Origin of the sequence: Nocardia sp. NBC_00511 (assembly GCF_045161165.1) — a bacterium.
In the GTDB taxonomy this organism is placed as follows: Bacteria; Actinomycetota; Actinomycetes; order Mycobacteriales; family Mycobacteriaceae; genus Nocardia.
This window is the reverse complement of record NZ_CP107849.1, coordinates 3,512,186-3,525,575: the sequence shown is the minus strand read 5'-3', so window position 1 is coordinate 3,525,575 and position 13,390 is coordinate 3,512,186. Positions and strand designations below refer to the sequence as shown.

9 protein-coding genes are annotated in these 13,390 nt (G+C 68.8%); 8 read left to right on the top strand and 1 reads right to left on the bottom strand.

Annotated elements, in window-relative coordinates; genetic code table 11:
• Nucleotides 1-13: 13 nt before the first annotated feature.
• Both OG300_RS16700 and OG300_RS16695 read left to right on the top strand, forming a co-directional pair.
• Nucleotides 14-1,198, top strand: coding sequence for an acyl-CoA dehydrogenase family protein (locus tag OG300_RS16700; RefSeq protein ID WP_405496918.1), 1,185 nt, complete (start codon nucleotides 14-16; stop codon nucleotides 1,196-1,198).
• A gap of 21 nt (nucleotides 1,199-1,219) precedes the next feature.
• Nucleotides 1,220-2,293 carry an acyl-CoA dehydrogenase family protein gene (locus OG300_RS16695; RefSeq protein WP_405496916.1) on the top strand — a complete coding sequence of 358 codons (1,074 nt, stop codon included), beginning with the start codon at nucleotides 1,220-1,222 and terminating at the stop codon, nucleotides 2,291-2,293.
• Between the two features lie 199 nt (nucleotides 2,294-2,492).
• Here the strand turns inward: OG300_RS16695 and OG300_RS16690 are convergent, their stop codons facing one another.
• Nucleotides 2,493-5,387 (bottom strand): BTAD domain-containing putative transcriptional regulator, encoded by a 2,895-nt coding sequence (locus tag OG300_RS16690; protein WP_405496914.1) that lies wholly within the window; start codon nucleotides 5,385-5,387, stop codon nucleotides 2,493-2,495.
• A gap of 344 nt (nucleotides 5,388-5,731) precedes the next feature.
• On the opposite strand from OG300_RS16690, the gene OG300_RS16685 reads away from it, so the two are divergent.
• The 6 genes from OG300_RS16685 to OG300_RS16660 all read left to right on the top strand — a co-directional run bounded on the left by OG300_RS16685 (nucleotide 5,732) and on the right by OG300_RS16660 (nucleotide 13,367).
• Nucleotides 5,732-7,282, top strand: coding sequence for an MFS transporter (locus tag OG300_RS16685; protein WP_405496912.1), 1,551 nt, complete (start codon nucleotides 5,732-5,734; stop codon nucleotides 7,280-7,282).
• A 240-nt stretch (nucleotides 7,283-7,522) separates the two neighbouring features.
• Nucleotides 7,523-8,698, top strand: a complete 1,176-nt coding sequence (gene tuf, locus OG300_RS16680) for an elongation factor Tu (RefSeq protein WP_405496910.1) — start codon at nucleotides 7,523-7,525, stop codon at nucleotides 8,696-8,698.
• A 95-nt stretch (nucleotides 8,699-8,793) separates the two neighbouring features.
• The gene (locus OG300_RS16675; RefSeq protein WP_405496908.1) at nucleotides 8,794-9,747 is read left to right on the top strand and encodes a purine-nucleoside phosphorylase; all 954 of its coding nucleotides are present in this window, start codon (nucleotides 8,794-8,796) and stop codon (nucleotides 9,745-9,747) included.
• A gap of 317 nt (nucleotides 9,748-10,064) precedes the next feature.
• A complete protein-coding gene (locus OG300_RS16670) occupies nucleotides 10,065-10,631 on the top strand; it encodes a dihydrofolate reductase family protein (RefSeq protein WP_405496906.1) in 567 nt (188 codons plus the stop codon).
• Nucleotides 10,632-10,826: 195 nt separating this feature from the next.
• Nucleotides 10,827-11,975 carry an acyl-CoA dehydrogenase family protein gene (locus tag OG300_RS16665; RefSeq protein WP_405496904.1) on the top strand — a complete coding sequence of 383 codons (1,149 nt, stop codon included), beginning with the start codon at nucleotides 10,827-10,829 and terminating at the stop codon, nucleotides 11,973-11,975.
• A gap of 90 nt (nucleotides 11,976-12,065) precedes the next feature.
• Entirely contained in the window at nucleotides 12,066-13,367 is a 1,302-nt protein-coding gene (locus tag OG300_RS16660) for a DUF2786 domain-containing protein (protein ID WP_405496902.1), read from the top strand.
• Nucleotides 13,368-13,390 lie beyond the last annotated feature (23 nt).

The window sequence follows — 13,390 nt, the reverse complement described above, 5'->3', positions numbered from 1 at the left end:
GTAGGTTCGGGGAATGCGGATCAGTTTCACGGAGGATCAGGAGCGGCTGCGCAAGCGGTTGCGGGAGTACTTTGCCGAGCTGGTGACAGCGGAGATTCGGGCGGGGATGCGGGCCGGGAGCGGAGGTGAGCACGGGAGCGGGGCGGTGTACAAGGACGTGGTTCGGCGGTTGGGGGCGGACGGGTGGCTGGTGCTGGGGTGGCCGGAAGAGTATGGGGGACAGGGCCGGTCGATGGTGGATCAGATGATCTTCAGCGATGAGGCCGCGGCGGCGGGGGTGCCGCTGCCGTATCTCACCGTGAACACGGTGGGGCCCACGATCATGCGGTACGGGACCGCGGCGCAGAAGGAGTTCTTCCTGCCCCGGATCGCGCGCGGGGAGCTGCACTTCTCGATCGGGTATTCCGAGCCGGAGGCGGGAACCGACCTGGCGTCGTTGCGGACTCGGGCGGTGCGCGACGGGGAGGAGTACGTGGTCGACGGGGAGAAGATGTGGACCAGCCTGATCGAGTACGCGGACTATGTGTGGCTGGCCGCGCGGACCGATCCGGGTGCCGGGAAGCACGCGGGATTGTCGATTCTGATCGTTCCTACAGCGGCACAGGGGTTTTCGTGGACAAAAGTGCACACCATGGCTGGGGTGGGAACGAGCGCAACCTACTACGACGGGTTGCGGGTGCCCGCCGGGAACCTGGTGGGCGGGGAGAGTCGAGGGTGGGCGCTGATCACCAATCAGCTCAATCATGAGCGGGTGGCGCTGAGTTCGGCTGCGCCACTGCGGGAATCGCTGCGGCAGGTGCGGGAGTGGGCGCGGGAGACGCGGCTGCCGGATGGGTCGCGGGTGATGGACGCGGAATGGGTGCGACTGCATCTGGCACGGGTGCACGCGCACGCCGAGTATCTGAAACTGCGGAACTGGCGCACGGCGTGGGCGGCCGACTCGGGGGAGCTGAGTCCGGCGGAAGCCTCGGCCACCAAGGTGTTCGGGACCGAATTCGCCACCGAGGGGTACCGACTGCTGATGGAGGTGCTCGGTGCGGACGCTGTGCTGCGGGCCGATTCGCCGGGGGCACTGCTGCGCGGCCGGATCGAACGATTCCATCGCTCGTCGTTGATCCTCACCTTCGGGGGCGGGGTCAACGAGGTGCAGCGTGACATCATCGCCAAGACCGCACTCGGCCTGCCCGTCACTCGCTGAGCCCGATCGAAAAGGAACACCATGGATTTCGAATTCACCGAGGCGCAGCGCGACCTCGCCGGACTGGCCCGGGAACTACTCACCGACTGGGCCGCACGCCACCCGCGTCCGGACGACACCGGATTCGACCCGCAGCTGTGGCGGGCCATGGCGCGCGCCGGGTTGCTGGACGCCGCGCTGCCGGAGCGGGCGGGTGGCGGCGGGTTCGGGCTGCTCGAACACTGCTCGATCCTCACCGAGATCGGCCGGACCGTCGCGCCCGCGCCCTATGCCGCGACCATCGCGGTCGCCGCGGCCACGCTCGCCGAATTCGGCAGTGACGCACAGCTACAGCGATGGATGCCGTCGCTGCTGAGCGGCGACAAGATACTGGCACCGGTCCTGGCGCGGGAATTCACCTGCTTCGAAGCCAGGTCGAGTGCGGACGGCTGGGTACTGGAGGGCAGTCAATCAGTCGTCGCCGCAGGCACATTCGCGGACGCCTACCTGGTCGAGGCTCGCGTCGACACGAATTCGATTCTGCTGCTGGTGGATCGGGGCGACGCGACGGTCGTTCCGCAGCACGCCGTGGACGGCACCGATGCCGCACGGGTGGAAATCCGGGGCGCGACGATCCCGGGCGAACAGGCCGTCACGACACCGGGAGCGGCCGCGTGGGCCCGCCGCCGTTTCGCGCTCGCCACCTGCGCCCTCCAGCTCGGCATTCTCGAACGAGCCCTCGAGCTGACCTGTGAATATGCCCGCACCAGAAAGCAATTCGACAAACCCATCGCCGCGTTCCAGGCCGTCCGTCAGCGTCTCGCCGACGCCTATATCGACGTCGAGGCGGTCCGGCTCACCCTCTGGCAGGCCGCCTGGCGCGAATCACACGGTCTGCCCGCCGATTCGGATATCGCGGTGGCGAAGTTCTGGGCGGCCCAGTCCGGTCATCGCGTCGCCCACACCGCCGTCCATGTCCATGCCAGCGCGGGCATCTACCTCGACTATCCGATGCAGCGCTATTTCACCGCCGCCAAACGGGCCGAATTCGAGCAGGGCACGGCGGCCGATCACCTGCGCGGACTTGGCCTCGCCCTGGATTCGCCAGCGGCCTGACCCGGGAACCGGAATCACCGCCGCCACCCTTGGCGACGGTCTCCCGGACTGCATGACGCGCATGCGCACCCCTCGCGCACATGCGGACACGACTTCATCGTTCGCCGACCTCGCCGGTTGCCCGCCGATATCTGCGAGGTAGCACGCTGCCAGGCACCGATAAGTAGCGGATAAACGTCAACCCGGTGCGGGCCGATCGCTACCGGTCCGCGGGGCCCGGCGAGAACAGCGTGGCCAGGGTCGGGGCGGGCAGTCCGGCGCGGCGGAAGATCTCGGCGGCGTCGGCGAGTTCGCGTTCGGCGGCGGCCCGGTCCCCGCAGGTCCCGCGCGCGTGGGCGCGCAGAGCCAGCGCCCGGGCCCGGTCGAGGGGGTCGGCGGCCTTGCTCAACAGCAGCAGGGCTTCGGTGGCCTCGAGTTCGGCGGCGGCGCAGTGCCCGGCGCGCAGGTGGATCTGGGCGAGCCGGGTGCGGGCCCAGCCCTCCCACAGCCGCACCCCGTTGCGATGGGTCATGCGCACCGCCTCCGCGGCGAGTTCCAGGGCCAGCTCGTGTTCGCCGAGCATCGAGCGGGTCGCGGCCAATTCGTGGGTGGCCCAGCCCAGTGCGACCGCGTTCGAGGATTCGTGCGCCAGCACCACCGCCCGCTCGGCGACCGCGATCGCCTCCGCGTACTGCGCCGATTCGCACAGTGTCCGAGTGGCCAGCGCCAGAATCCACGCCTCCAGGGAACGGTCGCCGAGGGCCCGCGTCCAGGCGACGGCATTGGCGTAGTGCCGGTGCGAATCCTTGGTGTTGCCGACGCGCCGATCCGCGACGCCGAGCAGGATCTCGGCGAGCACCTGCAATCGGCGTTCGGCGTCGTCGACGGGCTGCGAGATCGGTTGCAGGTATTCGAGACTCGCCTCCACCTCGCCGAGTCCGATCTGCATCATCGCGCCCAGCGCCACCCGCAGGCGGCGGGCGCTGCCGTGGTCCTCGTCCCGGATGGCGGTGTCCAGCAACGCTTTCAGGCCGTCGGTGAGCTCGCGCGCCCGGGTGCCGGTGTCCATCAGTTCGGCCATCACCCAGGCCAGATCCGCGGCCAGCGCGACCGAGCGCCCGCCCAGGCGCGCCGCCTGCCGGTGCAGTGCGATCACCACCGGTCGTTCGACGTCGTTCCACGCCTGACCCTGTCTACCGTCGAGGAACGGGTGGCCGGGCATCGCGGTGGGCACCAGCAACAGCGTGGTGTTGCTGTAGTCCAGTGCGCCGAGCAGGTTCTTCGAGCTGGCCAGGTAGTACTCCAGCAGTCGCTCCACGATGTGGGATTCGCGTTCGCCCGGATCCCGGTCGGCGGTGCTGCCGGCCAGTCCGGCCGCGAACAGGCGCACCAGGTCGTGGAAGCGGTAGCGGCCGGGCGCGGGCGTCTCCAGCAGGCTCAGGTCGACGAGTGATTCGCACAGCAGCTCGGCCTGGAACACCGGCACATCCAGCACGGCGGCCGCCCCGTCGACCGGGAAGTCGGGGACGTCCGCGCGCGCCAAGCGCCGAAAGGCCTTGGCCTGCTCGCAATTCAGCTGCCCGTAGCCGAGCCGGAACGCCGCCTCCAGGGTGAGTTCACCGGTTTGCAGCACCTCCAGTCGGCGGCTCTCGTCGGCCAGCCTTTCGGCCAGGAAGGCGATGCTCCACTGCGGTCGCACCGCCAGCCGGGAGCCTACGATCCGCACCGCGAGCGGCAGTCGCGCGCACTGTTGGATCACCGCGTAGGTCGAGTCCGGTTCCGCCGTAATGCGTTCCGCGCCGAGAATGCGGGTCAGCAGGGTTCTGGCCTCTTCGGTCTCCAGCACGTCCAGGCGGGTGCGGTGGACCGCCGACATTTCGGTGAAGGCCGAGCGGCTGGTGATGAGCACCGCCGTCCCGGGCGTGCCGGGCAGCAGCTGCGCGACCTGTGCGCTGTCGCGGGCGTTGTCGAGGACGACCAGAACGCGCTTGTCGCTCAACAGGGTTCGCAATTGTGCGGCGCGATCCTGCACGCTCGGCGGGATGTCGCCCTCGGCGACACCGAGTCCGCGCAGGAACCCGCCGAGCGCGTCGCCGGGTGACACCGGTTCGGGGTCGACGCCGTGCAGGTTCACGTACAGCTGTCCGTCGGGGAAGCTCTCGCGCACCCGGTGCGCCACATGCAGGGCGAGGGTGGTCTTGCCGACTCCGCCCATGCCGGTGATCGCGGAGATCGCGACGGTGCCCCGATCCGCGGTGAGCTGTGCGGCGATTTCCGCGCCGATCTGCGTGCGACCGGTGAAATCGGCGATATCGGGCGGTAATTGGGCCGGGACGGCCGGGGCGCGGGCGGGCCGCGCGACCGGTGGCAGGTCGGCGCGCAGGATGCGCGCGTGCACCTCGCTGAGTTCGGGGCCCGGCTCCACTCCGACACCGTCGACCAGGGCGCGGCGGGCGCTGGCGTACTCCTCGAGTGCGTCGGCTTGGCGACCGCAATGGTAGAGCGCGGTCATGCGCAGCGCCCGGAACCGTTCGCGCAGTGGGTGTTCCTGGATCAGCGGACCGAGTTCGGCGACCGCCTCGGCGCTGCGCCCGGTGGCGATATCGAGGGCGAGCCGATCCTCGAGCAGCGTGAGCCGCCACTGTTCGAGGCGCGCCCGCTGCCGTTCGGCGAAGGGGCCGGGCAGTGCGCCCAGCGCCGCGCCCCGCCAGTGCGCGAGCGCGGATTCGAGGATCTCGCGGGCCCGCACCGGATCCTCGTCGCGCAGCCGTGCGGCATTCGCGGTGAGCTCCTCGACCTGCGCGATATCGGTGCAGCCGGGCGGTACTCGCAGCGCGTAGCCGTCCCCGACGGAGATCAGCAGTGCGGACGGCCCGCGATTGGCCCGCTCCGGCTCGAGTTCCCGGCGCAGCTTGGCCACGTGGGTGCGCAGCGCCGCGATGGCGCGCAGCACCGGATCCTCACCCCAGATCCCCTCGACGAGGTCATCGGCCGTCACGGCCTTGCCCTCGCGCAGCAGCAGCGCCGCGAGCACCGCGCGCCGCTGTGGCGGACCCAGGTCGAGCGGCGCGTCCCCGCGCCACGCGCGAACCTCGCCCAGTACGGCAAACCTCAACAAACCGACCTCCCCGTTCGGAAGTCTAGAGGGATCCGCACCCCGCCGATAACCCGGCCAGCCAGCACCGATCCGCTCACCGGCCCGTACAACAGACCGGCCCCCATCCGCCCCCGCCGATGAGCCCACACCCACACATGATCGGAACAATGCCATGCGATCCCGACCCGGACCGCCGGTTCCGCTCAACCCCGCGAGCCGCCTCGAGGTGGCGGTGTGGTCGGGGCGGAGGCCCTCAGCTCTGTGTATCAGTGGTAGCTGTATCGCCGAATCGTTGGAAACATGAGGCGCTCCAGTGGTTTCGATGTGGCCGGACGGTCGGTTTCGGTCGGTAATCTGGGGCGGTGAGTAGCGGGGGTGCGCGGGCGGCGCGACCGGGGATCGCGTTGGCGACGGTGACCGCGGTGCTGTTCGTGACGTTCCTGGACACCACGATCGTGAGTGTGGCGCTCGCCGATATCCGTTCGGAGTTGAGCACCGATGTGACGCTGCTGCAGTGGGTGGTCAACGCCTACACGCTGGTGTTCGCGTGCCTCATGCTGGCGGCCGGATCGCTGGGTGACCGGTGGGGGCGCAAGCGGGTGATGGTGATCGGGCTGGCGATCTTCTGTGCGGGATCGGTGCTTTCGGCCCTCGCCACCACGGTGCCGATGCTGATCGCCGGGCGGGCCGTGATGGGTGTCGGGGCCGCTGCCTCCGAGCCGGGCACGTTATCGGTGCTGCGCCAGATCTTCCCGGACGACAAGGCCCGCGCGAAGGCGCTCGGGGTGTGGGCCGCGGTATCGGGGCTGGCGTTGGCGGCGGGTCCGGTGGTGGGCGGCGTGCTGGTGGACCACTACGGCTGGCGGTCGATCTTCTGGCTCAACCTGGTGATCGGTGTGGTGGTGTTCGCGGCGGCGCTGCGTTATGTGCCCGAGAGTTCCGACCCGCGGCCGGGACCGATCGACTGGGGCGGATTCCTGCTCGGCGCGGTCTTTCTCGGGTCGGTGATCTACGCGGCGATCTCGGGGGAGAACCGCGGCTACGGTGCGCCGGAGGTGGTCGCGCTGTTCGTGCTCGGCGCGCTGGCGCTGCTCGGGTTCATCGCGGTCGAGGCGCGAGTGCGCAATCCGGTGTTCGACTTCCGATATCTGCGACTGCCGCTGGTGCGCAGCGGGCTGGTGGTGGCCTTCGCCGTCTACTTCGGGGTCTTCTCGATCTTCTTCTTCACCGCGCTGTATCTGCAGGTGATGATCCACTATTCGAGTGCGCGCACGGCCGGGGTGTTCGCGCCGATGGCCGTCGCGATCATGCTCGGATCGCTGGCGGCGGGGTACTGGGTGGCGCGGGCCGGGGCGCGCGGGCCGATGATCACCGGCTGTCTGGTGGGTGCGGCGGGCATCCTGGCCACCCGGCAGGCGCTGGCGGGAACCGTCGAATTCTGGCCGCTCGCAGCGACTCTCGCGCTCGCCGGGCTGGGATTCGGGGTCGCGGTGGTGCCGTTGACCTCGGCCGTGCTGGCCGGGCTGCCCGCCGAGCAGTCCGGGATGGCGGCCGCCGCCACCAACACCATGCGGCAGGTGGGCGCGGCAATCGGTGTGGCCGTGCTGGGTTCGCTGGTCAACGGCTTCCTCACCGCGGATCTGCGAACCCGGCTCAACGAACTGCAACTGCCCGCCGACCTGCAACCGCTGGCCATCGACGCGGTGGAGCGCGGCCGCATCCCGTCCGGGCTGGACCTGGCCACGATGATCAAGTACGCGCCGAAGGTGAGCGAGGTGCTGCGGGTCGCGACATCGGCGTTCCGGCACGGACTCGAAGTGGCACTGCTGGTTTCGGCCGTGGTGATACTGGCCGCCGCGTTGTTCACCGCGCTCACCCGCGTTCCGGAGACCGGCTCGGCCTCGCGAAAATAACTGGCGCGCTCGAGCTTCGCTCCGGCATCATCATCCGCATGTTCGCAACGTCCATCGCCGCATTCCCCGCAGTCGCGGGCGCGATGGCCGCTGCCCTGGTGGCTTCCGCATTCGACGGCGCACGAAGCTGACCTTCTCCGGGATGTCCCGGGACCTCGGACGGGGAAGGTCGGCTCACCCCTGAGGTTCCCTCGAATCCCGCTGTCCCACAGTGACAGCCACCAGAATTGAGAATTCGTCATGGCCAAGCAGGCCTACCTCCGCACCAAGCCGCACCTGAACATCGGCACCATGGGTCACGTCGACCACGGCAAGACCACGCTGACCGCCGCCATCACCAAGGTGCTGGCCGAGCGCGGCGGCACCGCCTTCGTCCCGTTCGACCGCATCGACCGGGCTCCGGAGGAGATCGAGCGCGGCATCACCATCAATATCGCGCACGTCGAATACGAAACGGCCACTCGGCATTACGCGCACGTCGACATGCCCGGCCACGCCGACTTCGTGAAGAACATGATCACCGGTGCGGCCCAGCTGGACGGGGCGATCCTGGTCGTCTCGGCCGACGACGGCGTGATGCCGCAGACCGCCGAGCACGTGCTGCTGGCGCGTCAGGTCGGAGTCGAGCATGTTGTGGTGGCGCTCAACAAGTCCGACGTGGCCGACGGCGAACTGCTCGAACTGGTCGAGCTGGAGGTGCGGGAGCTGTTGTCCGCCAATGGTTTCGACGGCGACGGCGCTCCGGTGGTTCCGGTCTCCGGGCTGCGGGCGCTGCAGGGCGACCCGCACTGGGCGGCCCAGCTGCTGACGCTGCTGGACGCGATCGACGAGTACGTGCCGATGCCGGAGCGCTACCTCGACGCCCCGTTCCTGATGCCGATCGAGAACGTGCTCACCATCACCGGCCGCGGCACCGTCGTGACCGGTGCGGTGGAGCGCGGGCAGGTGCGCATGGGCGACCGGGTGAGCCTGCTCGGCTACGGGCAGCAGTTCGAAGCGGTCGTCACCGGTGTCGAAACCTTCGGGCGCACCATGGAATCCGCGGAGGCGGGCGACAATGTCGCGCTGCTGCTGCGCGGGGTGCAGCGGGATCAGGTGACGCGCGGGCAGGTGGTCGCGGCCATCGGCAGCATCGCGGTGCACACCGGGTTCACCGCCCGGGTGCGGTTGCTGACCGCGGCGCAGGGCGGGCGGCGCACGCCGATCGTCAGCGGCTACCGGCCGCAGTTCTTCGTGCGCACCGGTGACGTATCCGGTCACGTGGTGCTGCCGGAGGGGCGCGCGGTGCCCGGGGAGACGGTCGACATGACCGTCACCCTGGATCGCGCGGTGCCGCTCGAGCCCGGTCTCGGGTTCGCCGTGCGTGAGGGCAACCTGACGGTGGCGGCCGGAACGGTGCTCGCCGTCGACGGGTAGCCGACCGGCTGCCCAGGGTGCGTGGTTCCCGGTCCGAGTTCGATACTCGGGCCGGGAATCGGGCATTGGACCGGAATGTCGCTTACCATCTGCACATGACGAGCCGTTGCCACAAAGTTGCCATCGCGGGGTTCGTGGCTGCGTTGGCGCTGACCGGATGTTCGTCCGGAGCCAAGAGCGACTCCGGCCGCATCGATGTCGGCGTCCTCGTCATCACCATGTTCGACCCGGAGAACGCGGTCTGGCTGCAACACGAGCAACTACCCACCACCGTCGAGGTGCCCGGCGCGTTCAAACCCGTGCGCTGCAACACCGATCGCCTCTGCGTCGCCGAAACCGGCCAGGGCAAGGCCAATGCCGCCACCACCATGATGGCCATCCTCGGCAGCGACAAGTTCGACTTCTCGCACGCCTACTTCCTCACCGCGGGCATCGGCGGCACGCCACCCGGTCAAGGCACCCTCGGCGGCGCGGCCTGGGCCCGCTGGGTCGTCGACTTCGACCTCGGCAACCACCTCGAACCCGCCACCGCCCCCGACGTGCCCTTCGGCTACCGCCCGGTCGAGGACTACAACACCGCCGTATATCAACTCGACCCCACGCTGGTCGACAAGGCCTTCGAACTGACCCGGGGCGTACCCCTCGCCGACAGCCCGCAAGCCGTCGCCGAACGCTCCCACTACCCCGGCCAGGAAGCCCGCACCCCCGCGGTCATGAAGTGCGACACCATGACCGGCGACGACTACTTCGCAGGCAAGTCCATCTCCGACACCGCCGCCTACATCATGACCCTCCGCACCAAGGGCGACGGCACCTACTGCACCACCCAAATGGAAGACAACGCCACCGCCACCGCCCTGAAGGCCCACGGCTACCTCAACCGCTACCTATCCCTGCGCACCATGAGCAACTTCGACCAGCCCTACCCCGGCCAATCCGTGACCGACCTCCTCGACACCACCTCCGGCGGCTTCGACATCGCCCTCCAGAACCAGTACACCCTCGGCAAGACCGTCGCCACCAACCTCCTGAAAAGCCCGCCCGCATAGGAGATTCCATCAGCCGCTGGACTTCAGGGGCGCGCGGGTTCGAGCCGACTCGACGACACAGGTGTTCGCGTGTTGCGTTGCTGCGCGGTCTATTTGATGGAGGGGCAGAACCCGCCAATTCTGATGGGGCGCAGGTCATTTACGGATCCAAGCGGTGGGACAAGACGGAGATCGGCCGCGCGCTCGGGAGTCTTGTCGGGACGCTGATGCAGCAGCAGACCGGCGGCTTCCTTCCGGGCCGCTTCTGATCGGTTGCGTGTGCCGAAATCTCGTGTCGCGCCGCGATGAGTTCTGCCCTCCGGGGCAGTCTGACCTGTATGGGCAAACTCATTTATGGCCTCAATGTGTCGGTGGACGGGTACATCGCCGACGCGGAGGGCAACATCGAATTCTCTGAGCCGAGCGAAGAACTGCACCAGTACTGGAACGACTTCGAGCGGGAGACCGCCCTGTCGTTCTACGGGCGGCGGCTCTACGACCTGATGTCCGCGTACTGGCCGACCGCCGACCAGGCTCCGGACGCCACCCCGCTGATCGTCGACTTCGCGCAAATCTGGCGCGATATGCCCAAGGTGGTGTTCTCGCACACCCTGGAGTCGGTCGACTGGAACTCCCGCCTGGAACGCGGCGACCCGGTCGAGGTGGTGAAGAAATTGAAATCCGAAACCGACGGCAGGCTAGAGGTGGCCGGTGCGACCCTGGCCGCCCCGATCGTGCAGGCCGGACTGGTGGACGAATACCGGATCGTCATCACCCCCACCGCAGTAGGCGGCGGAACCCCGTTCTTCCCGACCCTCCCATCCTGGATCTCCCTGCGCCTGCTGGAAAACCGCACCTTCCCGGGCGGCACGGTCCTGCTGCGCTACGAGGCCAAACGCGACTGACACAACCAGACGCGCCCTGCGGGCGCACTACGAAGTACACGACTCGAGTGCGTGATCCGGGGGCATCGCCGGCTCGCACCCTGACTCTCAACGGGGCGACTCGATCTGGATGACACGGGAACTCGATCCGCATGCATAGCGCAGTGTGGCCGGGAATCTCTGGGTGCGGGCTGGGGGATGCCGCAGCATGGACACATGGAACGAGGGCATTTCGGCGAGGATCATCTGGCGTTCGCGGAGTTGGCGCGGGGGTTCGTGCGGAAAGAGGTTGTGCCGCATTATCTGGAGTGGGAGGAGGCGGGGATCGTGCCCGCGGAGGTGTTCGCGCGGGCGGGGGAGTTGGGGTTGATCGGGTTCGCGGTGCCGCAGGAGTTCGGGGGGTTGGGGGTGGCGGACTTTCGGTTCAATCAGATCCTCATCGAGGAGTTCATGGATGCTGATTGTGCGGGGGTCGGACTGAATTTCGCTCTGCACAACGATATTTGCACCCCGTATCTGACCCAGTTGACGACTGCGGAGCAGCAGGGGAGGTGGCTGCCCGGGTTCGTGGCGGGCACCTCGATCGCCGCCATCGGGATGACCGAACCCGGGGCCGGGTCCGACGTTGCCGGAATACGCACGGCCGCAGTGGATATGGGGGATCACTTCCTGGTCAACGGTGCGAAGACATTCATCACCAACGGGATCAACGCCGATCTGGTGATCACGGCGGTGCGCACCTCGCCGGAACGGCATCGGGGGATCACGTTGCTCGTGCTCGAGCGTGGGATGGCGGGGTTCGAACGGGGTCGCAATCTCGACAAGTTGGGGCTGCATTCGCAGGACACGGCGGAGATGAGTTTCACCGATGTCCGTGTACCCAAGGAGAATGTGCTCGGAGAGGTGGGGCGCGGCTTCGAATATCTGATGCGGAATTTGCCTCAGGAACGCATGCAGATCGCGGTCGCGTGTCTGGCCCGGGCCCGCGCCGCCCTGCGCATCACCACCGAATACGTGCGCAGCCGTGCGGCTTTCGGCAAACCGATCGGCGCGTTCCAGAACACCAAGTTCACCCTCGCCGACGTGGCCACCGAGGTGGCGGTGACCGAGGCCTTCGTCGACAAGTGCGTGCTGGAACTCAATGCGGGCCGCCTCACCCCGGCCGACGCCGCGAAAGCCAAACTCTGGTCCTCGGAGATGGAGTTCCGCTGCATCGACCGCTGCCAGCAGTTGCACGGCGGCAACGGGTACATGCGCGAATATCCGATCGCCCGCGCCGCGGCCGATGCCCGCGTCACCCGCGTCTACGGCGGCACCTCCGAGATCATGCGCGAAATCATCGGCCGCGACCTGAAACTGGACTGACCCGCGTCCAGACCTCCGCGCAGTGCCCGGCCCGCGGTGAAATAGGGTCGATCCCCGTGGCAGGGATCAGCGATTCGGGACGCGGCACGCGTGGGTAAGCCGAATCGGAAACATCGGGAAGCGAAGCGGCGAGCCAAGGAAGGGCGCGTCGACTTCTGGGCCGCACGGGCCGACCACGATCGGCCGCCGACCGCGCTGGAGATCGCCGCCGCCCTGTTCACCGCGGCGGTGGAGTCGAACCGGGGTGGCAGCCGTGCGGTGGCGGACTTCGTCGCCGAACTCGCCGGTGACGAATCGCTGCGGGCCGAGGTCGAGCAGGGCGCGCAGCTGGCGGGAGCCCGGCTGCTCGGGCTCGCCTACGAGGGCGGCTGGCTGCCGGGCGACATCCATCAGGGTGCGCGACGCCGGGTGGGAAACTTCGCGGTCAGCCTGCTGATCGACTTGATGGCGGCCCATATTCGCCCCTTCGCCCGCGACACCGTCGATGAGACCTGGCTCGCCCAACTCGACGAGCTGGCGACCGCGGTGTGGTGGTCGGACACGACCTCCTACCTCGGCCAGTGGTCCGCCGAACACATGCTCACCACCGAGGAGTCCCTCGCCGCGGTCGTCGAGCTGCTCGCACTCCTGGTCCAGCTGCCCCGCCTGGAACTGATCAGACCCCTGCCCGGCACCGCCCGGGCCCAGGTGCGCATCCCGCATCACGTCGACGAGAAGGTGCTGACCCGCGTGCGCGGCCTGCTTGCAAAGGCCGAATCCACCTCCTTCCCGGACGAGGCCGAGGCCCTCTCGGCCAAGGCCCAGGAGCTCATGACCAAGTACGCGCTCGACCGCGTACTGGTCGACGCCGACACCGCCGTCCCGGATCTGCCCGGGGCCCGGCGCATCTGGCTCGACACCCCGTATGTGGACGCCAAGGCGCTGCTGGTCGATGTGGTCGCCGGGGCGAACCGCGCCCGCGCCATCTTCCTCGCCGAGTGGGGTTTCGTGACCGTCGTCGGCGACGACACCGACCTCGACGCGGTCGAACTGCTGTCCACCTCGCTGCTGGTGCAGGCCACCCGCGCCATGATCGCGAGCGGCGATCCCGCGACCCGCGGCGACGAGGCCCGCAGCCGCGATTACCGCAAGGCCTTCCTGGTCTCCTACGCCACCCGCATCGGTGAGCGCCTGGCCGCCGCGACCGCCGCCACCATCGCGGAATCGGCTGAGCCGCAACGCTTGCTGCCGGTGCTGGCCTCCCGTCAGCTGGCCGTCGACACCGCGTTCGACACCCTGTTCCCGACCGCGCGCAGTCGCGGCATCGTGATCCGCAGCGCCGAGGGCTGGGATGCGGGCCGCGCGGCCGCCGACCGGGCCCGCCTCGATTCCCGCCGCTCCCTCGACACCTGACCCGGCGCGCGGCCGCCAATCCG